Annotated in this window: 17 protein-coding genes; 11 read left to right on the top strand and 6 right to left on the bottom strand. The window is 45.4% G+C overall.

From position 1 onward, the window contains the following. Positions 1 to 46: 46 nt before the first annotated feature. Together HRU69_15345 and ric are read right to left on the bottom strand one after the other, a co-directional pair. The gene (locus HRU69_15345) at positions 47 to 1,897 is read right to left on the bottom strand and encodes a hypothetical protein (GenBank protein ID QOI98773.1); all 1,851 of its coding nucleotides are present in this window, start codon (positions 1,895 to 1,897) and stop codon (positions 47 to 49) included. Positions 1,898 to 1,902: 5 nt separating this feature from the next. Then, the gene (gene ric / locus HRU69_15340) at positions 1,903 to 2,613 is read right to left on the bottom strand and encodes an iron-sulfur cluster repair di-iron protein (protein QOI98772.1); all 711 of its coding nucleotides are present in this window, start codon (positions 2,611 to 2,613) and stop codon (positions 1,903 to 1,905) included. Between the two features lie 95 nt (positions 2,614 to 2,708). Here ric and HRU69_15335 point away from each other — a divergent pair, with 95 nt between their 5' ends. The 5 genes from HRU69_15335 to HRU69_15315 all read left to right on the top strand — a co-directional run bounded on the left by HRU69_15335 (position 2,709) and on the right by HRU69_15315 (position 7,770). Next, positions 2,709 to 3,179 carry a DUF456 domain-containing protein gene (locus HRU69_15335; protein ID QOI98771.1) on the top strand — a complete coding sequence of 157 codons (471 nt, stop codon included), beginning with the start codon at positions 2,709 to 2,711 and terminating at the stop codon, positions 3,177 to 3,179. 15 nt (positions 3,180 to 3,194) lie between these two features. Beyond that, the gene (locus tag HRU69_15330) at positions 3,195 to 3,680 is read left to right on the top strand and encodes a nuclear transport factor 2 family protein (GenBank protein ID QOI98770.1); all 486 of its coding nucleotides are present in this window, start codon (positions 3,195 to 3,197) and stop codon (positions 3,678 to 3,680) included. A gap of 124 nt (positions 3,681 to 3,804) precedes the next feature. Then, on the top strand, positions 3,805 to 4,890 hold the full coding sequence (locus HRU69_15325; GenBank protein QOI98769.1) for a ketoacyl-ACP synthase III: 1,086 nt from the start codon (positions 3,805 to 3,807) through the stop codon (positions 4,888 to 4,890). A gap of 92 nt (positions 4,891 to 4,982) precedes the next feature. Then, complete coding sequence (locus HRU69_15320; GenBank protein ID QOI98768.1) at positions 4,983 to 7,421, top strand: penicillin acylase family protein; 2,439 nt, start codon at positions 4,983 to 4,985, stop codon at positions 7,419 to 7,421. 1 nt (position 7,422) lies between these two features. After that, positions 7,423 to 7,770, top strand: a complete 348-nt coding sequence (locus HRU69_15315; GenBank protein QOI98767.1) for a hypothetical protein — start codon at positions 7,423 to 7,425, stop codon at positions 7,768 to 7,770. A 5-nt stretch (positions 7,771 to 7,775) separates the two neighbouring features. On the opposite strand, the gene HRU69_15310 is transcribed toward HRU69_15315, so the two are convergent. After that, positions 7,776 to 8,531 (bottom strand): DUF4412 domain-containing protein, encoded by a 756-nt coding sequence (locus HRU69_15310; protein ID QOI98766.1) that lies wholly within the window; start codon positions 8,529 to 8,531, stop codon positions 7,776 to 7,778. A 173-nt stretch (positions 8,532 to 8,704) separates the two neighbouring features. On the opposite strand from HRU69_15310, the gene HRU69_15305 reads away from it, so the two are divergent. The 6 genes from HRU69_15305 (at position 8,705) to HRU69_15280 (ending at position 18,134) form a co-directional block, all read left to right on the top strand. Continuing rightward, a complete protein-coding gene (locus HRU69_15305) occupies positions 8,705 to 10,486 on the top strand; it encodes a DUF885 domain-containing protein (GenBank protein ID QOI98765.1) in 1,782 nt (593 codons plus the stop codon). A gap of 705 nt (positions 10,487 to 11,191) precedes the next feature. Then, on the top strand, positions 11,192 to 12,223 hold the full coding sequence (locus HRU69_15300) for an efflux RND transporter periplasmic adaptor subunit (protein ID QOI98764.1): 1,032 nt from the start codon (positions 11,192 to 11,194) through the stop codon (positions 12,221 to 12,223). Between the two features lie 17 nt (positions 12,224 to 12,240). Continuing rightward, positions 12,241 to 15,648, top strand: a complete 3,408-nt coding sequence (locus HRU69_15295; protein ID QOI98763.1) for an efflux RND transporter permease subunit — start codon at positions 12,241 to 12,243, stop codon at positions 15,646 to 15,648. Further along, a complete protein-coding gene (locus tag HRU69_15290) occupies positions 15,645 to 17,009 on the top strand; it encodes a cation:dicarboxylase symporter family transporter (protein ID QOI98762.1) in 1,365 nt (454 codons plus the stop codon). Before HRU69_15295 ends, HRU69_15290 begins: the two co-directional genes overlap by 4 nt. A gap of 6 nt (positions 17,010 to 17,015) precedes the next feature. After that, positions 17,016 to 17,429 carry a hypothetical protein gene (locus HRU69_15285; protein ID QOI98761.1) on the top strand — a complete coding sequence of 138 codons (414 nt, stop codon included), beginning with the start codon at positions 17,016 to 17,018 and terminating at the stop codon, positions 17,427 to 17,429. An 84-nt stretch (positions 17,430 to 17,513) separates the two neighbouring features. Next, positions 17,514 to 18,134: a VTT domain-containing protein gene (locus tag HRU69_15280; GenBank protein ID QOI98760.1), complete on the top strand. Its 621-nt coding sequence runs from the start codon at positions 17,514 to 17,516 to the stop codon at positions 18,132 to 18,134. A 429-nt stretch (positions 18,135 to 18,563) separates the two neighbouring features. Here the strand turns inward: HRU69_15280 and HRU69_15275 are convergent, their stop codons facing one another. Genes HRU69_15275 through HRU69_15265 form a run of 3 tightly spaced genes read right to left on the bottom strand, consistent with a single transcriptional unit; the run spans position 18,564 to position 23,260 of the window. Further along, complete coding sequence (locus HRU69_15275; GenBank protein ID QOI98759.1) at positions 18,564 to 19,385, bottom strand: transporter; 822 nt, start codon at positions 19,383 to 19,385, stop codon at positions 18,564 to 18,566. Then, on the bottom strand, positions 19,336 to 20,085 hold the full coding sequence (locus HRU69_15270) for an outer membrane beta-barrel protein (GenBank protein QOI98758.1): 750 nt from the start codon (positions 20,083 to 20,085) through the stop codon (positions 19,336 to 19,338). The genes HRU69_15275 and HRU69_15270 overlap by 50 nt, the downstream gene beginning before the upstream one ends. Before the next feature lie 31 nt (positions 20,086 to 20,116). Then, complete coding sequence (locus HRU69_15265; protein ID QOI98757.1) at positions 20,117 to 23,260, bottom strand: efflux RND transporter permease subunit; 3,144 nt, start codon at positions 23,258 to 23,260, stop codon at positions 20,117 to 20,119. Between the last annotated feature and the right edge of the window lie 4 nt (positions 23,261 to 23,264).

The raw sequence follows: 23,264 nt of genomic DNA, 5'->3' as shown, positions 1-23,264 counted from the left end.
TCGAAAAGAGATCCACAACCAATAACCGGCTGCCAACAACTATCAACTAAACAACCTGGCACGCTCCGCCTGCACAGGCCGCTTCGGCCTTATGGTCGGTTTCGTCATCGGCCTCGTACACATTTTTCAAATCAAGAGCCCTGAGGTGTTGTTCAAGGGTCTCAAATGTTTCGCGTGTAATATCTTCAAACGGGGCCTGTTTGTAGTTGCCGGTATCGAACGGGAGCACACTCAATCCGTTATACGATGCTTTGTTCTTCCACATCCACTCACCAACCCGTTGCCAGTCACCCTCGGCAATGGATACGGTAGCCGAGACGTTGTTGGCGTTGCTGCCCCTGCGGAATCCCCTGCGTACCCAGTTTTCGTTAAATTTTTTAATCCGTTCCAGTAAGTCCATTACATCTTCGGTGCGCAGGATGCTTCCTTCAGGAGCTTTTTGCGGAATGCAGATGATGGCCTGTTTGCTGTTCAGCAGGTCATCTTCCAGTAATTCGGGGTGGGCTATGCTCAGGTACGTGTACAGCGCTTCGTTCTTGCCAATGCGTATTCTTCTGATGTAATAGTCGTTATGCCAGGCGTGAATGCCCGATGAGGTGCCCAACACCAGCGATGAGGTGCCTGATGGTTTGATGGTTGTGGTGCGTGCGGCAAACTGTATCCCGATGTCAGCCGAAACTTTGAGGTTTACCTTTTTCACTTCTTCAGCGGCTTCAATCAGGTCAAGCTTCTGCACGTTGCCGCTTGCAATGCCCGTCATGCCCACGCCAATCAGCGCATCCTGCTCGGTGGTGGTTTTCCACACTTCGCGCAAGTAATGAAAATTGGTGAAGCCTGCCTGCAGGGTGCCGAGGTAGGAGGCTGCGCGCGCACGGGCATTGAGTTCCTCCTGGGTTTCCACATCCGATACGTTAATCTCACATAAGTTGCAGAACTGGAATGGACGAAGGGCAATCTCACAACATGGATTAGTGCCCCAGTCCAAATCATTGGTAAAATAAAACCCGGGCTCGCCTGAACCGGAGAGTTCAATTTTCTTCCACAAATCAAAAAATTCTTCACGTGTAATCGTATCGCGCTGCAATACTACCGAGTTGTTGGCACGCCCGCGCTGCTCGTTCAGTTCCCACCAGTTGCCATACTTGCAGGTTAGCATTTCTTCATCGCCACAGGAGAACAGCGAAATCATGGCCGACCTGCGGATACCTCCGGCCAGCACGGCATTGGCCAGGTGGCACATCAAATCGTGGCACTCCAGTGGGGTGAGTTTTTCACCGTTTGTTTTGCGGTCGAGCAGGGCCTGCACGTGCGCAATACATATTTTTAATGGCTCCGGCCCGGGTGCTTTGCCTCCTGCAGTTACCAGGCGTGCGCCTTTCGGGCGGATGTCGGAGTAATCGAAATCGGGGATGTACTCGCTCATGCCGAAGTACCCCTTCAACAAAACTTTAACGGCATCGGCCCAGCCTTCCAGGCTGTCGCCTACCAGGAATCTTCTTTTCTTCTCCGGTTTTTGAATGGGCGGAAGTTTTTCAACGTGATGGTATTGTACAGAGTACCCAACGCCCGTTCCGCCCAAAAGTAAAAACATGGTTTCGGAAAATGCGCGGATGTCATCTACCGGCAGGTAGGCGCAGTTGTAGATGCGCGAGTTATTGCGTGCAATGGCCGGGCCGGCAAACTGCATGGCGCGCATGGAGGGCAACACTTTTTTCTCGCGCACCCATTTCATGGTTTCAACAATCCCGGCCTGCAGGGCCGGGTATTTTTCCACCATCATGGCCTGGTACCGGTCGCAGATTTCGTCCCAGCTTTCCCTGCGGTTTAGTTCGGGCAGGTACCGGGCATACTTCATGTAGATGATGATGTCGCTTAAAATCTGTTGGTTTAGTTGCATAAAGTTTAAAAAATGGTAGCCGTTCTGGTTTTTACTTTTTCAAAAAGCACATTGTTTTCCAGGTGGATATGCTGCATAAGGTCCTGGTCAAATTCCTGCAGGCGCTTATAGGTAACTTTAAAAGTCGGACACGCGTCAGCCGGTGGGGTGTAGTTGTTGGTGAGTTGCCGTATGGTTTTGATCAGATTTCCGGCAAGTTCGTGTTCATCTTCCATTACTGCGATGGGCGCATGCACATTAAAAACAGGTTTCGTATTCTCTGAAAAAATCCGTTTTACTTCCGGAAACAGAATGAATTCCTCCTTGTGCATGTGGTGAAGCAACTCATCGGCAAGGTCGTTGAACGTTTGTTTAAGTGTAAACAGGTAGGCATGCCGGTCGCCATGCACGTTGCATACTTTAGTAAGCAGTTCGTTCAGTTGCGGGATGCTACGTTTTACATATTGATGATGATGCTGCACAATAAAATCAGTCAGCAAGGAGATGTCCCAGGTATCAAACCGGATGGTGCCGGGCATTCTGGTTGCATCGGTGCGGAATAGCTCATTTAACAAGGTGTCCACTGCGATGCCGCTCTTTTCACAAGCCTCCTTCAGCGACAACTTTCCTCCGCAGCAAAAGTCAATATTATACTTATTGAAAACAGCTACAGCCGAAGGATGCTGCAGGGCGATATCCGAAACGCGCTGGGTTTCAAAGTCTATTGTTGTATCCATGGTTTTTACTTGTTATGCGATAAAACTAAAGCGCACTACAGTTAAGCGCTATGACTTGAGTCATATTACCGGCAATTTTCGTAAGTTCGTTACGCATGGATTTACTGTGGACAGTACTGGCATGTTGCCTAATGCTGGCCGGCCTGGTGGGCAGTGTATTGCCGTTGTTGCCCGGCCCGCCATTGAGCTATGCCGGCATGCTGGTGCTGCAGTTGCGCGAAGAGCCTGCTTTTACGCTAAGATTTTTAATTATATGGTTAGTGGTGGTAGGTATCGTTCAGGTGCTTGATTATATAGTGCCGTTGTATGGAACGAAAAAATTTGGCGGCACCAAATACGGTGTGTGGGGTTGTGCCATCGGCCTGATTGCCGGATTGTGGTTCGGGCCGGTGGGTATCATTGCAGGGCCGTTTGTTGGCGCATTTGTTGGCGAATTACTGGCCAGCAACCAATCCGAACAAGCTTTGCGGGCCGCGGTTGGTTCATTTATCGGTTTTGTCTTCAGTACCTTGCTTAAACTGGTAACCTGTGCAGTGATGGGCTGGTATATAGTAAAAGCACTTTAACTTGCTGAAATAGTTATGAATTCAAACGAACAACTCATCTGTAATTTCTACACCAGTTTCAACAATCTTGATGCCGAAGGTATGCAGGCCTGCTACCATGATGATATTCGTTTTTCTGATCCTGCTTTTCCGCATCTAAGAGGAAAAGAAGCCGGAGCAATGTGGGCTATGCTTGTTGAAGCGCTGAAGAAAAACCCGGCCGATTGGAAACTGGAGGTTAGTAACATTCGCGCAAATGAAACTACCGGTTCCTGCCGGTGGGAAGCTCATTACACGTTTTCACTCACCGGAAGAAAAGTGCACAACATTATTGATGCACATTTTCAGTTTAAAGACGGTAAGATCAGCAACCATACGGATACATTTGATTTTTATCGCTGGAGCAGAATGGCATTTGGGCTGACCGGCATCCTGCTCGGATGGGCTCCTTTCTTCCGGAAAAAAGTTCAGGCAACAACACGGAAGAGGTTGTCAGCTTTTCTGCAAAGCAAACAATCGTAACACATATTCGCCTGTTTTAGCCTGCATTTCGTAACGAACAGTTGTACGTTTTTTTAACAACATTTTGTTAAATGAAATAATAACGCGGATTAATTTTTATTATTGAGCCGGGTTATCAACTACAATGAGTTCAACCTTTTTTTCAGTCATCCGTTCAAGCGGCAGTTACATTCCAACACAACGTGTTCCTAACGCGCACTTTGTAAGCCACAGTTTTTACGGAAGTGATGGTAAGCCACTCTTGACGGAGAATGAAGAGATTATCCGCAAATTCAGCGACATCACCGGAATTTATGAACGCAGGTATGTTACCGATGAGTTGGTGGCATCGGATATCGGGGCATTTGCTGCACAGGAAGCATTGCGATCCGGAGATCTGGATGGCGAGGTGCTCGACTACATTATTGTTGCCCACAACTTTGGCGACATCCGTGCGGATACCCGCAGAAGTGAGTTTGTACCGGCACTGGCTTCACGCGTAAAAGCAAAATTGGGCATCCGTAATCCCAACACAATTTGTTATGACCTTCCGTTTGGTTGTGCGGGCTGGTTGCAGGGTGTTATCCAGGCCGATTTCTTTATTCGCTCCGGTACGGCAAAACGAATTCTGGTAGTGGGCGCTGAAACGCTTTCGCGGATTTACGATCCGCACGATCGCGATTGCATGATCTATGCCGATGGTGCCGGAGCAATGATCCTGGAGGCATATGAAAGTGAAGCACCTGTTGGCATACTGGCACACAAAACCAACACCAATGCCGGTGACAAGACTTTTGTATTGAAAATGGATCGCTCGTACAACCCGGCATTGCCACCTGATGAGTTATTCCTGAAAATGCAGGGAAGAACCCTGTATGAACACGCCCTTACTGCGGTTCCGTCTGTTATTAAGGAGTGCATTGAAAAGGCAGGGATTGATTTAACCGATATTTCATTGGTGCTAATACACCAGGCCAATAACAAAATGGATGAAGCCATTTTGAAACGTGCCTTTGAAAAAAACGGATTGCCCATTGCACCCGAAAAAATAATGCCCATGACCATCTCCTGGCTTGGCAACAGTTCAGTAGCCACGGTGCCTACGCTTTATGATTTGATTTCCAAAAAGCAACTGAACGGGTACGAAATCCGGAAAGGAAGCTACATCCTGTTTGCTGCGCTGGGCGCAGGCGTTAATATTAATGCCATGGTTTACCGGGTGCCGGATTAATGCCGCTGGTCATTTATTTCCGACACCAGGTTCATCGATGATAAACTCCTGACTAAATTTTTTTAAGTTGGCTGATTAATCAACCGGTCAACATGAAAATCAAGTTTCTGATTAGCCTTGCAATAACCCTGCTGCTGGTATGGGCGCTGGATAAACGGTGGACAGCAGGTACTATACCCATTCCCCCTCTTGGTAAATTCCTTGCCCCTTCACATGGGTTCTGGCAAAACATTGAGTCACGGGGTTACCAACTGCCCGAATCGCTTAACCTGCCGGGCCTGAAGCAACCGGTAACCATTGTTTTCGATAGTATCATGATCCCGCATATCATCGCGCAAAGCGATGAGGACCTTTACTATGCGCAAGGGTACATTACCGCCTTTCACCGCTTGTGGCAGATGGAATTTCAAACGCATGCGGCTGCCGGCAGGCTTTCTGAAATTGTAGGAAAAAGTAAAGATGATGCCGCGTTGAATTACGATCGCCAGCAACGCAGGCTCGGCATGGTGTATGCGGCCGAAAATGCTTTGCGCAAAATGGAAAGCGACCCGCTGGCTAAAATGGTTGTAAGCCGTTACGCGGAAGGAATAAATGCATACATCAATTCTTTGTCGGATAAAAAGCTGCCGCTGGAGTACAAACTGCTCGGTTACAAACCTGAACCCTGGACCATGCTTAAATCAGCCCTGCTGCTTCGAAGCATGGCCCAAACCCTGAACATGGGTGATAAAGACATGCAGATGACCAACGCGCTGAAATTGTTTGGCAAAGAAATGGTGGAGGTGCTTTATCCTGACCTTGAACCCATGGGCGACCCTATTGTAGAGAAACCCGGTAAGTGGAATTTTGAACCGGTACCACTCAGCGATACCATTCAGGCATTACCGGATGAACTGATCAAAATTTCAGGACTGGTTACACCCGCTCCAACCCTCGGCAGCAACAACTGGGCGGTAAGCGGCAGTAAAACCAAATCGGGCTATCCGATATTGTGCAACGATCCGCACCTGACTATTACGTTGCCGTCTATCTGGTACGCCATCCAGTTGCAGGCACCGGGCATCAACTGCATGGGTGTTTCGCTGCCGGGTGCGCCCGGAGTAATCATCGGGTTTAACGATTCCATTGCGTGGGGTGTAACCAATGCCCAGCGCGACCTGGTGGACTGGTACCGCATTACGTTTGAGAACAATCAGAAAGAAAAATATAAACTTGATGGAGGATGGAAGGATACCCGAAAAGTAATTGAGAAAATTAATATTCGGGGCAGTGATCCTTTTTATGACACCGTAACCTATACCCATTGGGGTCCTGTTCCGTTCGATGAGAACTTCAGGGCAGAGAATAACCGAAAGCACTATGCTTTCCGCTGGATCGCCCACGATGAGTCGGAAGAATTGCTGACATTCTACAAACTCAATCGGGCAAAAAATCATGCCGATTATATGCGTGCGCTTGATCATTATTCATCCCCTGCACAAAACTTTGTATTCGCTTCGGTAACCGGAGACATTGCCATGCGCATCCAGGGAAAATTTCCGGCCCGTAAAAAATACGAAGGCAAGTTTGTGCTGGATGGCAGCCGGTCATCTCAAGGGCCACAAGCCTACATTCCGTTTGCTCACAATGTGATGGATAAGAATCCTGAACGGGGCTTTGTAAGTTCAGCCAATCAATACCCGGCCGATGCCACGTATCCATACTATATTAACGCGGTAAGCTATGAGGCCTACCGTAACCGCAGAATCAACAACCTGCTGAGGCAGTCCAACAATATTACAATAACCGATATGATGAATCTGCAACTGGACACCTACAGCATAAAAGCCGAAGAGTTGCTGCCTGTTTTGATGGGGTATGTGGATGAGGCCATTTTAACAAACGAAGAAAGTGAAGCGCTGCGTTTGCTGAAGAACTGGGATTACTCTTATAAGAAGGAAGCCGAAGCCCCTGCTTATTTTGAAAACTGGTGGCGTACGTTGTATGCTTCCATATGGGATGAACTACGGAGCGATTCCTTGTCGTTGGCTTACCCTACGGCCTGGAATACTATCCACCTGATAAAAACCAAACCTGATTTTGTTTTTTTTGATGATCAATCAACACCCGAAAAAGAAACGCTTACGCACCTGGTTCGGCAGGCTTTCAAAAAAAGTGTAACGGAGGTGGAGAGTTGGAAGAAAGACAAAGGCACGCCACCTCGCTGGGCCGACTATAAAGATACCTATGTTGAACACCTTACCCGAACAGAGCCCTTCAGTTATCATGTACAGCATGGCGGCCATGGCGATGCAGTAAACGCCTCTTCGCGCAGGCATGGGCCCTCGTGGCGCATGATTGTGAGCGTGGAACCAAACGGCCCGAAAGCGTTTGCAACCTACCCTGGCGGGCAATCGGGTAACCCAGGAAGTGCACACTACAACTCCATGCTGGGGCGTTGGGCCGATGGAAACTATTTTAACCTGATGTTTCTGAAACAGAACAAGCAACCGGCAGGCTTTTTATTTACCACCACCTTAAAACCGAAATGATATGAAGTTCATTATACAGGTACTGTATGTTGTTATATTGGGCTGGCTCTTTTCGTTATTTCTGCCCTGGTGGAGCATTGCGCTGGCCGGTTTTATGGGCGGGTATTTCGGAAAATCAAAAGCCAATTTTACAGCGGGTTTTGTTGCCATCGCCTTGTTGTGGTTTGTTCACGCCTGGCTGATTGATCTTAATGCGTCCGCTCCGCTTACCGAAAAGGTAGCCTACTTGCTGATTGTACAGAGCAAAACCTTGCTGATGGTAATTACTGCTGTTACAGGTGGGTTGGTGGGCGGCTTTTCAACGCTAACCGGATCGTTGCTGGTAAAGGAAAAAGGGCGGAAGTATTAGATGCCTTATTTTTTCGAATACCCTGCCGGAATCTGAAAATCACTGTCGGGCAGTTTAACCCGCTTCAGTTCGGTCATCTCCATGGTAATTTTTCCCTGCGGGGTGTTCATTTCAATTTTTACCGGAATACCGTCAATTTCCTTAACAAATAGGTTCTCGTTTCCACTCCTTTTAAACAGGGCAGGGTCAATATCTTTAATATCCTTTGTTACCCATATCCATTGAGGCGGCATGCCCGATCCTTCCGCGTTCATCAGGTACTTGGTGCAGTTGTACCCGTTTATTGTGGCAGTCTCAGTCGTTTTTGTTACCGATAGTTTTGAGTTAGCCGTTTCCACGGGGGTTGACTTTATTTCGGAGTATGTTTTTGTTTCCGTATCCACCGACCAGGTTTTATCCTGGTCGCCCCGGTAAATAAACACCGTAGTGCCCATTTCGCTGCGGGTATTTTTTCCTTTCACCTTGGTAATCATTTTTTCGGGCAGAAAATTAATTGCCCCGCCTCCCTGCATGTTGTCGATGTTCTTCAGTTGCTTCTCCATCATCTCTTTAAGCGCAGGGTTTGCTTTCATCTGCTTTTTAAATTCCGGGTTGTTCATCTGGGCTTCCAGTTGCTTCTTTGCAGCTTTCATTTGTTGTACCTGCTCATCCGATAATTTGATGTCGGATTTGCTGGTCCAGGTAATAATGCCTTCAAACGATTGGGCATGGGCTAAAGCAACCGAACCAATAAGAATAAGATGTAGCCATAATTTTTTCATAACAGCTATATTTATTGCGTAAACTTAATAAATACTTCGTCATATGATGATGCTTCCCGGGGCGATCTTTCTCTCCGCAAAACCGCAAAATTGAGCACGGCTTACCGCTCAACAAATTTTTTGTTGCCAAATACCACGGGGTTAGATACCATTACTGAATAAATTCCAAAGCCATGAAAAGTAGCCTCTACCTTCTGCTTGTTTCTATAGTATTCTATGCCTGTGGCCCGTCATCCAAAGATGAGCAGGCATCACTAAGTCCTGATTCTCTGTTTAAAAGTTTTCATGAAGAAAAACTTCAACTCTTTCCGTTGCTGGCTACCAGCATTGGCGACAACCGGTACAACCATATTTTTCCGAATGACATCAGCCAGGAGTACCGCAACAAAGTGCAGGCGTTCTATCAAAAGTATAAATCGCAGTTAGCCGGTATCGATCGGACCAACCTGAATGAAAATGACCAGTTGAGTTATGATATTCTGCAATACGAATGTGATATTAATATAGAGGGAGCGAAGTTTAAAGATTACCTCATGCCGATAAGTCAGATTCGTGGCGCCAATCTGCAGGTAGGCCTGCTGGCCAGCGGCAAGGGCAATCAGCCGTTTAAAACGGTGCAGGATTATGAGAACTGGCTTTCACGACTGGAGGGTTTTTTGGTATGGTGCGATACAGCCATTGTTAACATGCGCAAAGGCATTGCACAAGGCTATACGATTCCTAAACCACTCGCGCTGAAAGTAATCCCGCAGTTGGCTTCCTTTGCCAAAGGCCCGGCAAGTGAGCATCACTTTTTCTCACCAATAAAAGCGATGCCTGAAGACTTCAGTACTGAAGACAAGGAACGTTTAACCAAAGCCTACACTGAAATAATTGAAACAAAGATTATTCCCATGTATAAAAAGCTGGGCGAGTTTGTTGAAAAGGAATATGTACCGGCTTGCCGCGAAAGTTCGGGCATTGATGCCCTGCCTGACGGGAAGGAATGGTACACTTACCTGGTGAAACGGAGTACAACTACCAACAAAAGCCCTGATGAAATCTTTGAACTTGGAAAGCGTGAGGTAGCGCGTCTGCGCGCGGAGATGGAAAAAGTTAAGCAGCAGGTTGGCTTTAAAGGCTCGCTGCAGGAATTCTTCGATCACTTACGTGTTAAAAAAGAATTGCGGCCATTTAAAACGGCTGAAGAAATTATTGCCCGCTACAACGCCATCCATGAACAGATGAAGCCCAACCTTGAAAAGCTTTTTGATATGAAACCCAAAATGGCCTTTGAGGTACGCAGGGTTGAAGCCTGGCGTGAAAAAACCACAGCCGCCAATTATAATGTAGGTACTGTGGATGGAAGCCGGCCGGGAATTTTCTATTTCCCCATACAGGATGGACCTGAGAAGTACAGCTATATGGGCATGGAAGATTTGTTTTTGCATGAGGCAATTCCGGGTCACCATTACCAGATTGCTTTGAAAGTGGAGAACACGGCTTTACCGGAGTTCAGGCGATTCATCAACTATGGTGCGTACACCGAAGGTTGGGCATTATATGCGGAGAGTCTTGGTAAAGAACTTGGTTTGTTCACCGATCCGTACTCATACTTCGGGATGTTGCAGGGTGAGATGCACCGGGCCATTCGGTTGGTGGTTGATGCCGGATTGCATTCGCAGGGATGGACCCGCGAGCAGGCCATCCAATACTCAAAGGAGAACGAAGCTGCTCCTGAATCAAATATCATCTCTGAAATTGAACGATACATGGCCAACCCCGGGCAGGCGTTAAGCTACAAGATGGGCCAATTGAAGATTTTGGAATTGCGCGCGAAGGCCGAGCAGGAACTGGGTTCGAAATTTGATATCAAACAATTTCACAATCAATTGCTTGATGCGGGAAGCTTACCGCTTGATTTACTGGAACAAAAAATCAATAAGTGGATAACGGCAAGCAAGGGTGGAAGCTGATTTCAACGAGCAGTTGTTTCCTGAATGAAAGTGACCCCACACAGGTGTCGCGGATAGAGTTTATCTTCTACTAAACACATTCGGTTCTGGGAAATATTTAGAAATATCCGGATTCACGAGTCCTGAATATTTAATTGAACCGATCTTCTGGTTTTGGCTGATTTCTTCTATACTTTTGTGTTGATGAGTTTTCCGAATGGACTAAAGCGTACGATTGGTGGGTCACTACTTCAAGTGATTTTTTTGGCTTACCTGGTCCTCGGAAGCCTTGAAACTGGTTTGCATTCACAGTATGACGGGGACAAAGAAACTATTTCCGAGTACTCTGCCCACGAGGTATCTTCCTTCAGAATTACATCCGGAAGTGAAAATACGCAAACACCCAGCTTTAAATCCGTTTCTATTTCAGGTTCTGCTGGAGAACACATCCTCGCTTCTACCTGGTTCTTGCTATGTCCGCTTGACATAGCTCCAGCTATCAGTCGTTTTCTCTGCAATGTTTTTTACGTCTTCCTTTCTTCCAAAGCGCCTTAAGTTTCTGTTGCAACGTGTGTGCCCTTCTTTTGTCGCACCGCGTGGTTGATGTGTTTGTGCAATAGAAACTATAATGTCTTTAAAGAAATGGAAAGTCGATTCACCGTATACTGTCTATGGGTCGTGATAGCTGGCTGCTCGTCTGCAACTCAGGAAGACAAATCAACACGATTGGCGGAGTTAAAAGAACGGCACGCCCAATTATCAAAGGAGATTCATGATCTGGAACAGGAACTGGTCGGCCAGAACCGTGATACATCATTCTTCAAAACAAAAAATGTAAGCGTTTCAGCTGTTTCACCAGGTTTGTTTGAATATTATGTTAAGACCCAAGGTGTTGTAGAAGCTGAAAACAATATCCTGGTTAGTGCCCGCTCGATGGGAATCTTGAGTTCTGTTTCTGTTTCAGAAGGACAGTCGGTGAAGCAGGGCCAGATATTGGCCCGGGTTGATAATTCTCTGATCCTGCGAAACATGGAGTTGATAGAAACGCAACTTCGGCTTGCAGAAACGGTTTACGATCGTCAGAAAAATCTTTGGGAGAAAAAAATAGGTACAGAAGTTCAGTATTTACAGGCAAAAACGAATAAAGAATCATTCGAGAAGCAGTTGCACTCAGTGCAGGAGCAAAATGAGATGACATACATCAAAGCGCCAATAGCCGGTGTGGTGGATCAGGTAATGGTAAAGGTTGGCGAAAACATTGCTCCGGGGATGCCTGCTGTGAGAATTGTCAACATGGACAAACTGAAGCTGGTAGCGAAAATTTCTGAGGCTTATATAAACACAATTGCAAAGGGTGACTCCGTTCAGGTGCTTCTTCCCGATCTTACAACGACTATGCGTGCTAGGGTTACATTCACTTCACGCTCTATCGACCCACTTTCCAGGACATTCACTATCGAAGCAAAGCTTCCGACATCACGTGATCTCCGGCCGAATATGACAGCCATTGTAAAAGTAGTTTTTCATCGGGAGGAAAATGCGTTGACCGTTCCGATTAATGTAGTGCAAGAGGTGAATGGTGAGAAAGTGGTTTATGTAGCCGAACAAAAGGGTTCTGTGATAATCGCCCGGAAACGTATTATTTCTGTTACAGGAGTAGCGGATAACCTTGCGCAGGTGCAGGGATTACATCCAGGTGAGCAGGTTATCACTTTTGGGTTTCAGGGACTCCAGGATGGTGATGTTATAAAGATATAGTCAACCCCGTCACCACCATGCAAGATTCAAACAAGGAATTCAGGCCTACGAGCTGGGCGATAGACAATAAAGTAAGCATTTATGTCGCAACGCTGATCATTTGCATTGCCGGCATCATGACCTACAATGGACTGCCAAAAGAGAATTTTCCGGAGGTTGTTTTTCCACAGATGTTTGTGGCAACAATCTATCCGGGTGCATCACCTTCCGATATTGAAAACCTCATCACGAAAGAAATTGAAAAAGAGGTGAAGTCCATTTCCGGGGTGCGGAAAATCACCAGCAATTCAGTGCAGGACTTTTCGAATGTAATCATTGAATTTGAGCCCGATGTTTCTATCGACAAGGCAAAGCAGGAAGTAAAAGATGCCGTTGACAGGGCGAAGACCAATCTTCCAAGTGATCTCGACAATGAGCCGGAAGTAATCGAAATTGATATTTCTGAAGTACCGATCATGAACATTAACCTTTCGGGAGATTTTGATCTGCAAACCTTGAAACGTTATGCTGAACAAATGCAAGACCGCATTGAGGCATTGAAGGAAATCCGCAGGGTCGATGTTGTAGGTGCTTTGGATCGCGAGGTGCAGATCAATGTAGACTTGTACCGGGCCGCGCTGGCTGGAGTCAGTTTGGAAGACATATTCGCGGCTATTCGATCAGAGAACGTAATCATCTCTGCCGGGCAACTTGCGGTAGATGGGATGAAACGCTCGCTCAGTGTTAATGGTGAGTATAGGAATGCTGAGCAGGTGGGCAACACTGTTGTGGGCTCGACCACAGGGGGAAAAGTTTACCTAAAAGATGTTGCACAGGTGGTTGACTCTTTCGAGGAGCAGCAAAGCTTTGCGCGACTGGATGGAAAGAATGTTATCACACTCAACGTAATCAAGCGAAGTGGTGAGAACCTTATTCTTGCGTCAGACAAGATTAATGAAATTGTCAGTGACTTCGAAGCACGCGTGTTGCCGGACGGGCTTAAGGTAACGATTACCGCGGATCAGTCCGATAATACGCGAATGACACTTCACGATCTGATCAATACGATCATCATCGGATTTGTGCTGGTAACCATGATCCTGATGTTTTTCATGGGAGTAACCAACGCGTTTTTCGTGGGCCTGTCGGTGCCGTTATCCAGTTTTATCGCTTTCCTGGTTTTTCCGTCATTGGGCTTTACCTTAAACCTGATGACCCTGTTTGCATTCCTGCTGGCGCTCGGCATTGTGGTGGATGATGCTATTGTGGTCATTGAAAATACGCATCGCATTTATGATAATGGTAAGGTTCCTATCCGCCAGGCGGCCAAGGTGGCAGCAGGGGAAGTATTTTTACCGGTGCTTTCAGGAACATTGGTGGTACTTGCTCCCTTTATTCCATTGGCTTTCTGGCCCGGAGTAATCGGCAAGTTTATGGTCTTCCTTCCCATTACACTAATTGTCGCTTTACTTGCTTCGCTTTTGGTGGCGTATATCATGAATCCCGTTTTTGCTGCGGATTTCATGCGCCCACATCATTCAGGCAACAATGCGCCCGGTCGGATACCAAATGGTTTCAAAGCGGTTGGTGCAATCTTTGGCACGATGGCTTTGGTATCCTATCTGATCGGCTGGACAGGCTTCGGTAATTTTCTAGTATTTCTAGTACTTCTTTATGTGCTGTACCATCTCTTAATCGGAAAACTCATTTTCAGGTTTCAGAACAATCTATGGCCACGCATTCAATCAACATATAAAGATATCTTGTTTTGGTGTCTGCAGGGATGGCGTCCGGTTATGGTAGTGAGTGGCGTTGTTTTTCTGTTTGTGTTTTCTATTGTGTTTACGGCAATACGCAAACCCCCGGTTGTTTTTTTTCCGCAAGGAGATCCGAACTTCATCTTTGCGTACGTTAGAATGCCCATTGGTACAGATCAACGGGTGACTGACTCGGTCACCAAAGTTGTTGAAGAGCGCGTCATTAGTGCTGTTGGGAAAGATAACAGCATTGTTGAATCGGTGATCTCGAACGTGGCGATAGGTGCGAGCGAAAATCCGTTTGACGGGGGCACGCAAGCCAGTCCGCATCTTGGTAAAGTTTCTGTGGCGTTTGTAAAATTTGCAAGGCGTGACGGAAAATCCACCGCCATCTACCTGAATGAAATAAGAAATGCTGTCAGAAATATAAAGGGTGCCGAGATAACGGTAAGCCAGGAACAAAATGGACCGCCAACCGGAAAGCCCGTCAATATCGAGATCGCAGCAGACGACTTTGGATTGCTGACGCAGACAGCATCAAACCTGAAACGTTACCTGGATTCGCTGCAGGTACCCGGTGTCGAGGAACTGAAATCGGACTTTCAAAGCGACAAGCCGGAAATCACTGTCTCGATAGACCGTGAAAAGGCAAACCGTGAAGGTATTTCCACTCAACAAATCGGGGCTACGTTACGGACAGCAATTTACGGGGCCGAGGTTTCAAAATTCCGGGATGAAAATGATGATTACCCGATACAATTGAGAATTCGCGAAGATCAACGCAATGATATCAATACGTTGATGAACATTCCAATTACCTACAGGGATATGAGCATGGGTGGTGTTGTTCGTCAGGTGCCATTGTCATCGATGGCTACTACCGACTATTCCAACAGCTATGCAGGTATAACCAGGATTGACTTGAAGCGCGTGATCACACTTTCATCCAATGTACTAACCGGATACAACACAAATGTTGTTGTGTCTGAAATCAACGAACGTCTTGAATCGTTTACTGTGCCGGATGGAGTTACGGTAAAAATGACTGGTGAACAGGCGGATCAGGCAGAGACTGCATCATTTCTCAATGTCGCCTTCTTGATTGCGCTTGGCTTGATCTTCATGATTCTGGTTATTCAGTTCAACTCCACCAGCAAGCCATTAATTATTATGGCTGAAATAGTACTGAGTGTCATCGGTGTGCTTATCGGCTTTTCACTATTCAGGATGGAAATATCTATTGTCATGTCGGGAGTAGGTATTATGGCGCTGGCAGGTATCGTGGTGCGGAACGGAATCTTGCTGGTGGAGTTCACGGATTTGCTGATCAGCCGTGGGGTTCCTTTAAAAGAGGCTATCGTTGAAGCATCCAAAACTAGAATGACACCGGTTATTCTGACGGCTATGGCAGCGACATTGGGGCTGGTTCCGCTCGCGGTGGGTTTTAACATTGATTTTGTTACGTTGTTTACCGAGTTCAATCCACACATATTCTTTGGCGGTGATAATGTGGCTTTTTGGGGACCGCTCTCATGGACAATGATTTTCGGTATTGTTTTCGGCACTTTTCTGACGCTGGTGTTTGTGCCTGTTATGTATCTGCTTGTTGTAAAACTAAAGGAGAGGGTCAATAGCAAGAAGGAAATACTTCAGGCCGGCTCTTCTTATTCACCCTCACCAAACCGATGAAAGAGAAATTTCTCATACTGTTTTTAATCCTAACAGGAATAGCTTCTGTATTACATGGTATTGCCTATTATGTAATGGATATACCCGATTCACTGCTCACCGTGAGTCGTTTTCTTGCCTGGATAGCCCTCATCGGATACGCCTTACGAAAGGGTTCGCTAACGACATGGATATTGGTCGCTATGATAATCGGTACCGAGACAGGGATTCATTTTCCCTCTTTTGCCCAGAATCTTCAAATCTTGAGTAAGATATTCCTGACCCTGATCAAAACGGTTATTGCTCCCATTTTATTTGCCACACTGGTGGTTGGCATCGCAGGCCACTCCGACATTCGCCAGGTAGGCCGCATGGGATGGCGATCATTGCTTTATTTTGAGGTTGTAACTACCATCGCATTGCTCATCGGAGTAATTGCCATTAACCTTACCGGTGCGGGTAAAGGAATTGAATTGCCAAAAGATTTTCACCAGGAATTGCCGCAAGTAAAAGCCCAAACATGGCAAGATATGATACTGCATATTTTTCCTGAGAATATTGCAAAATCGATCTACCATGGTGATGTGCTGCCCATTGTAGTTTTCAGCGTATTATTTGGTATTGCGCTTGCGCTTGTAAGTGAAGAAAAGCGAAAACCAATCCTGCATTTTTCGGAAAGCCTTGCTGAAACCATGTTCAAGTTCACCCGGATCATCATGTACTTTGCTCCAATAGGCGTGGGCGCAGCAATTGCTGTTACGGTGGGCCACCTCGGCATCGGTATATTGACTTCCCTCCTTAAATTATTGGTTACGCTTTATGGCGCTTTGTTTGCTTTTATCCTCATCGTGTTACTTCCCGTGGCGTTGTGGGTTAAAGCACCAATTAGGAAATTTATAAAGGCGGTTGCTGAACCTGCTTCGATTGCGTTCGCAACAACAGCGTCCGAGGCTGCGCTACCAAAGGCGCTGGAGAACATGGAGAAGCTTGGTGTTCCCCGCAAAATCGCATCCTTTGTACTGCCAACCGGTTATACGTTCAACCTGGACGGCAGCACACTTTACCTTTCCCTGGCTTCTATTTTTACAGCGCAGGCAGCAGGCATTGACTTAAGTACAGGAGAACAAGTGCTGATGATTTTCAGCCTCATGCTTACCAGTAAGGGGATAGCCGGAGTACCCCGTGCTTCATTGGTGATTCTGGCGGGCACTGTAACATCTTTTGGTCTTCCCTTGTGGCCAGTAATGGCCATTCTTGGTATTGATGAGTTAATGGACATGGCCCGAACTGCAGTTAACCTCATAGGGAATTGTCTCGCAACAATTGTGATAGCACGATGGGAAGGTGAATATAAGGAGCCTGTAGGTGAGATAAATTTCTGAGCTATCATGAACAACTCTTTCACACAACCCATTACACAGCACCCGTCCTGCATTGCTGGCGTTCAAAGATTTGTTCCAATAAAGTTCTACGCACCGCGTAACATAGCAGGAGTTTTGCTTATTGCTTTTATCTTTTCTATTGCTATTCTCTTTAGTCCTTCCAGCGGCACGTTCGTGTCTGACCAATCGCAAGTTGGCATTTCGTGCAAGGGTATTCTTGTGTCACCAGCTCAGGTTCGCTATACGGAGAGTGGCACGGCTCCCGGTACATTAGTCTTCAGAACTATACACCCGGAATGGATATCCAATCGATTTACGTTCCTCATCAATGAAATCAAATTGATTTCATTGAAAGGGTTCTTCACAAACACCTATCTGCGGAATGTGTACTATGTTTTTACTTCCATTCATGCTCCTTAGCTAACTGCATCTGTCTTCAATGTATCGCTAAGGAGGGTCGTCTGATCCGTCCCTGTTCACCACGATCATAACACATTATTAAGAATGGAAATTTTTCTAACGGATTTATTGAGACCTGAAACAATCATAGAGTATGGCGGAATAGGCTTATTGCTCTTCATTATTTTCGCTGAGACCGGGCTATTCTTTGGCTTTTTCCTGCCTGGTGACTCACTGCTATTTGTAGCCGGCCTTCTTTGCGGAAGTCCATATCTGCCATTTCCGCTATGGCTACTTATCACAACTGTTGTTGCAGCTGCTTTTGGTGGAACAACTGTTGGGTATGGATTTGGTTTTTGGGCGAAAGGTTATCTGCATCAACGGAAAGAAAATTTCTTTTACAGGAAGAGTTACATCGAAATCACAAAACGATTTTATCAGAAATACGGTATGATGGCGTTTATCGTTGGCAGGTTTTTGCCCCTTGTAAGAACGTTCGTACCTATTCTGGCCGGAATTGTTCGAATCGACTTTAAAAAATTCCTTTTCTATAACTTGCTTGGCGCGGTTTGTTGGGTTATACCGATGATTTCATCGGGATATTTGTTGGGAAAATCTTTTCCCGGAATTACTGACCACCTTGATTTGATTGTCCTCTTGATGATTCTGCTCTCGGGTATTCCATTCCTGGTTTTTTGGAAAAGAAATCGGTCTGTTGTGAGGTAGTGAAACACGATCATAATTGAAAGAATGGCTTTAAAAGTTAAACACCATAAAAAAAAATGAAATCACAATATGCAGCCAGAAAAACTCTGGCCGTGTAATGAACATAGAATGAGGCGGAGTGAATTAAAGCGAGAGATGAACGGGTCTGTTTACTGCTCTTCAAAGTGAGAATTAGCACAACGATAAGCCTTCGCTCTGCTGTCGTTGATTATGTAACGCTCGTTGCTGCCTCTATGGATATAGCCTTGCTAAATTTCCTGCAATGTAGCGGCTATGGGCATAGAAAATTGATTTGTATGGTATGCTATAAACCCAGTTCACTGTCATTAGCCGGCTACTGGGTTCGGTGGGCTACTTAAGCTTTATTTAGCACCTGTAAGAATAGCGATATACAAAACAAAGGAGTTTGGGCCAAGTTCAAATCTTGTTTCAATGTTGTAGTTTGGGTTTACTCCTGACAACCCTGAATGAAAGTCCGGTTGAAATGAAGTAACATATTTCCTGATCAACCCAACTAAATCCCACTGAAGCATCAGCCTGTATGTGTGGATGCAGCAGGTAGGTAAGTCCGCCATCAATGCCAAACTCTTCAGCATCACGATACCTGATGAAATTAAAATATTCTGCAAACAGACCTATTTTTTCTGTAGGCAAATAATTGAAACACAAGGAAGTTGTAAAGATACTTTCTTCCGAAAACCCATCCCAGATCAAACCCACATTATAGTTAATAGCATACTTTTCAGAAAAGTCATTTTGAAAAAGCAGGAGTACCTCATGACCTAATTTGCCGGGCTGAAGCGGTGAGTTTCCTATTGGAACGATCACATTTACTAATATATCCGTTTCGGGTCTCCATCCGTTTTGGTGAATGATATGGGTCTTGATTCCTAAAGAAACAGGTGAAATACCTGCCATACTTTCATCAAAGGTGTTATTTGTTACATTTTTTGCAGAAATTCTAAACTCCGAGTTTTCACTCAACCCAACACGAAAGAGAGAAACCGGCAGAAAAAAGATTTCCCCGCCCAACCTGTCATAGTAGTCAAGTCCGGTCTCCAATTGAAACATTCCCGGGCGCACTGTATAAGGAGATTCTGCTATTCCCGGTCTGTCCACAGTCAGTTCATTTAGTTGATCCTGGGCAAACAGATTACATGAGTAGAAGATAAATAGTGCAAAAATATTCCTCTTCATTTCATCAATAAAGCCAAGCAACTCTAAATCCGTAGGTTTCGGCCCGACCATCACCAGATTCCACTTTGTAAATATTCTTCGTGCCTTTGGTGTACACAAGGTGCACCTGCAGAATACAGGATCCTGCCGCATCAATATCGGCTCCCAATGACACCTGGTATCCTAAATCGTTTTTAATATAGTCGGACGACACATCGGTTATGCTATGGAAGCCATCTTCAGGTTTGTGGAAGAATTTCTTTACATAATCATTCTTGATAAATACAACCCCTGCAGCTCCGCTTACCCGAACTCCTTTGATGACATCGTTGGGTGTTCTTAATAACACGGTTACAGGAATCTCAATAGTATTCATCCGCAAGCGTTCGCGGTAGGTTGAGTCGGGGTCATAATTTGGTTCCCACGGGTGGGTAAAAGGACCACCATAGAAATCAGGGTTTTTAATTCCCGCCCCACGTTGCTGAACACCGAACCCTGCGCCAATACCAAGAAATGGCAACGGATAGTATTCTGCACGAAGGTTGAAGCCAATGCAAGGCTTTGCAAAATAATCTTCAGGTAAACCATCTCCCGTTATTATACCCCAATATTGATTCCAGCTTATGCCCCACCTGAACTTTTTATCAAACGTTTTTTTAGGTTCTGCCTCGGCCAATATTTTTTCACCAGGGGTCATTTCTTTTTTTTCCTGAGCTAAAGTTTCGCCACTATACACCAGAAACAGTAAGGCGATTATTGACAGTACTTTTTTCATAAGTCAGCTTTTATATTTGTTTACTTGTATATTATGTTTCATAATCCTCAAAATCTTTTTCATCATTTTCTTCCACCGTCCAGCTAACAGCAGACTTGTTCCATAAATAGTATATTGCAGGAAGTGTTATCAACGTGAGAATGGTGGCTGATACCAGCCCGCAGATGACAACTACTGCCAATGGTTTTTGTGTCTCAGAACCAATTCCGGAAGAGAGAGCCGCGGGCATCAAACCTAATCCGGCCATCAACGCGGTCATTACTACTGGCCTTACGCGACTCATAGCGCCCTGAGTAATTGCCTGCACAAGCGGCACACCCATTTGTACATATTTATTGAAAACAGCCACCAGGATAACACCGTTTTGTACACAGACTCCAAAAAGTGCTATGAACCCCACACCAGCTGAAATACTGAAATTTATGCCCGTAAAAAACAATCCTAATACTCCACCGATAATGGCGAACGGAACATTTAGCAATACAATGGTGGCGTCTTTAGCGGAATTGAACATAAAAAACAACCACATAAAAATGAGTAGTATGGAAATAGGAACTACCACCTTTAATTGGTTTGATGCGCGAACTTGATTTTCAAATTCGCCATTCCAACTCATAGAATAGCCTTTATCAAGCTTTATCTGATCGCCAACTTTTCGTTGTGCGTCAGCAATGGTACTACCCAGGTCACGGCCTCGAACTGAAAATTTAATTGGGATGAACCTTAAGTTGCCCTCACGATAAACAAAGGCGGGTCCGTTTTGTAGTTTAATGTCGGCAATTTCGCGAAGTGGGATTTTAGTTCCATTTGAGCAAGGAACCAGCAGCTTGCCAATTTCTTTTTCGCTTTTACGGAATTCAGGCGAGTACCGGACACGAATGTCGAATCTGCGTTCACCCTCATAAAAAGTTGAAACTTTCTTGCCACCAATGGCCATCTCGATAATATTATTGGCCTCCGCTACACTTGCACCATAACGTGCCATTTTTTCGCGATCCAGTTCAATACGCAGTTCGGGTTGACCAAGGCTCTTGAAAATTCCAAGGTCCTGTACTCCTTCAACTGTTTCCATTATAGCACGAACACTATCTGCCATCTTTTCAAGTTTTGCCAGGTTATCGCCAAAAATCTTGATGGCCATTTCGCCTTTCACACCGGAAACTGCTTCCTGTACGTTATCTGAAATCGGCTGAGAAAACCCAAAAACAATTCCAGGAAATTTGCCAGCTAACTCACTTTGCATTTGATGAATAAGTTCTTCCTTAGAGATGTCTCTTTGCCATTCGCCCTTTTGATACAAGTCCACAAAGAATTCTACATTGAAAAACCCTGTCGGATCGGTGCCGTCATTAGGCCTTCCATTCTGTGAGATAACACCGCGTACTTCCGGGTATTTTTCGAAGACCTTTCTCATTTTGGCTGAAACCTCATTCGCCTGTGAGAATGCGATGCTTTGAGGCATGCTAGCCCGCACATAAACTGAACCTTCATTGAGTTGTGGTAAGAACTCAGTTCCAAGAAATGTTCCGACACCAAGGCTTAAGGCCAGAATGGCAACCGCAAGTAAAATGCTATTTCTGGGCTTATTCAACGACCAAAGCAGTGTTGGCTTATACAAATTTTCTAGCCCCTTTACTATTTTGTTATCCTTCTCGCGAACATTTTTATTTAACAACAGCTTACAGAGAAGCGGAACCAGCGTTAACGTAAAAATCAATGCACCCAAGAGGGCAAAGCCCATTGTATACGCTAAAGGAGAAAACATTTTGCCTTCAACTTTTTGGAAGGCGAAAATTGGAATGAGCGCAGTAATAATGATAAGCTTTGAGAATAGAATTGGCTTACCCATTTCTACCGATACATCTTTCACCATTCCATATTTTGAGGCTTTGCTGAATTTATCAAAACCCATTTCATGCTGCTTGTGGGCGAGATAAACAAAGATACCTTCAACCATCACCACGGCTCCATCAATGATAATTCCAAAGTCGATAGCACCGATTGATAAAAGATTAGCCGACATCCCTTTAATCTTCATGCAGATAAAAGCAAACAACAACGCCAGCGGAATAATGATGGCAACAATAACAGTGGTTCGCCAGTCGAGTAAAAAGATGGCAAGTATAAACGTTACTAAAAGCATTCCTACCACCAGGTTTTCAGTAACGGTATGAATGGTGAGGTTAACGAGGTTTGTTCGATCATAGAAAACATTGATCGTTACCCCATCCGGCAATACCCGTTCATTCAAATCATCGATTGTTTTATTTAACTCCTTGAGAACCGCACTTGGATTTTCTCCTTTTCTTAATAGAACAATTCCCTCAACAACATCTTCTTCAGAACCTCTTCCCACCTTGCCCAGCCTTGGCAGGTATGACTCATTCACGTTGGCAACATCTTTAATACGAATGGGTGTGCCATTAACATTTTGAATAATGATGGATTCGATGTCTTGTATGTTGTTAACTAAACCAAGGCCACGAACAAGGTACGTTTGAGAGCCGCCTTCGATTACGTCACCACCTACGTTACTGTTGTTTTTATGTAAAGCGATAAAGACATCTTCAGCGCTGAAATTGTATGAAGAAAGTAAGTTTGGGTTTAATGTTACTTCGTACGTTTTCACTTCTCCGCCAAAACTTATTACGTCAGCAACTCCCGGAACAGCTTTAATACGCTTGTCGATTACCCAATCCTGAATTTCCTTTAACTGGCGAACGGTTCGTCCTGGCCCCAATAATGTATAGCGATATATTTCACCGGTTGGCCCCGATGGCGGCTGCACTTCTACATCGGCTCCTTCCGGTAGCGACATGTTCTGAAGTTGATTGAATACCAATTGCCGTGCAGTAAAATCAGTAACATGATCTTCGAAGAAGATCGTTACAACAGAGAGCCCAAAAAGTGAGATGGACCGGAGGCTGGTTTTATCGGGCACTACATTCATTTCCGTTTCTATCGGAATTGTTACGAATTTTTCCAATTCTTCCGCGCTGCGTCCCGGCCATTGCGTTATAATTACAACGCGTGTGTTGATTACATCAGGAAATGCCTCGATTGGTGTAAGAAGAAAACTACGAATACCGGCAGCGATAACCACTACAGTGCCCAGAAATACCAAGGCTTTGTTTTTTAGTGAAAAACCAATAATGCCTTTTATAAAATTATTCATGGTC

It is taken from the genome of Flammeovirgaceae bacterium (assembly GCA_015180985.1).
In the GTDB taxonomy this organism is placed as follows: domain Bacteria; phylum Bacteroidota; class Bacteroidia; order Cytophagales; family Cyclobacteriaceae; genus UBA2336.
Note: the sequence above shows the minus strand (reverse complement) of the source record. Positions and strands in the feature narration are given on the sequence as shown.

What these genes read in the sequence shown, in the direction of transcription:
- HRU69_15345 (QOI98773.1), bottom strand. Translation starts at nt 1,897, where the DNA reads ATGCAACTAAACCAACAGATTTTAAGCGACATCATCATCTACATGAAG.
- ric (QOI98772.1), bottom strand. Translation starts at nt 2,613, where the DNA reads ATGGATACAACAATAGACTTTGAAACCCAGCGCGTTTCGGATATCGCC.
- HRU69_15335 (QOI98771.1), top strand. Translation starts at nt 2,709, where the DNA reads ATGGATTTACTGTGGACAGTACTGGCATGTTGCCTAATGCTGGCCGGC.
- HRU69_15330 (QOI98770.1), top strand. Translation starts at nt 3,195, where the DNA reads ATGAATTCAAACGAACAACTCATCTGTAATTTCTACACCAGTTTCAAC.
- HRU69_15325 (QOI98769.1), top strand. Translation starts at nt 3,805, where the DNA reads ATGAGTTCAACCTTTTTTTCAGTCATCCGTTCAAGCGGCAGTTACATT.
- HRU69_15320 (QOI98768.1), top strand. Translation starts at nt 4,983, where the DNA reads ATGAAAATCAAGTTTCTGATTAGCCTTGCAATAACCCTGCTGCTGGTA.
- HRU69_15315 (QOI98767.1), top strand. Translation starts at nt 7,423, where the DNA reads ATGAAGTTCATTATACAGGTACTGTATGTTGTTATATTGGGCTGGCTC.
- HRU69_15310 (QOI98766.1), bottom strand. Translation starts at nt 8,531, where the DNA reads ATGAAAAAATTATGGCTACATCTTATTCTTATTGGTTCGGTTGCTTTA.
- HRU69_15305 (QOI98765.1), top strand. Translation starts at nt 8,705, where the DNA reads ATGAAAAGTAGCCTCTACCTTCTGCTTGTTTCTATAGTATTCTATGCC.
- HRU69_15295 (QOI98763.1), top strand. Translation starts at nt 12,241, where the DNA reads ATGCAAGATTCAAACAAGGAATTCAGGCCTACGAGCTGGGCGATAGAC.
- HRU69_15290 (QOI98762.1), top strand. Translation starts at nt 15,645, where the DNA reads ATGAAAGAGAAATTTCTCATACTGTTTTTAATCCTAACAGGAATAGCT.
- HRU69_15285 (QOI98761.1), top strand. Translation starts at nt 17,016, where the DNA reads ATGAACAACTCTTTCACACAACCCATTACACAGCACCCGTCCTGCATT.
- HRU69_15280 (QOI98760.1), top strand. Translation starts at nt 17,514, where the DNA reads ATGGAAATTTTTCTAACGGATTTATTGAGACCTGAAACAATCATAGAG.
- HRU69_15270 (QOI98758.1), bottom strand. Translation starts at nt 20,085, where the DNA reads ATGAAAAAAGTACTGTCAATAATCGCCTTACTGTTTCTGGTGTATAGT.
- HRU69_15265 (QOI98757.1), bottom strand. Translation starts at nt 23,260, where the DNA reads ATGAATAATTTTATAAAAGGCATTATTGGTTTTTCACTAAAAAACAAA.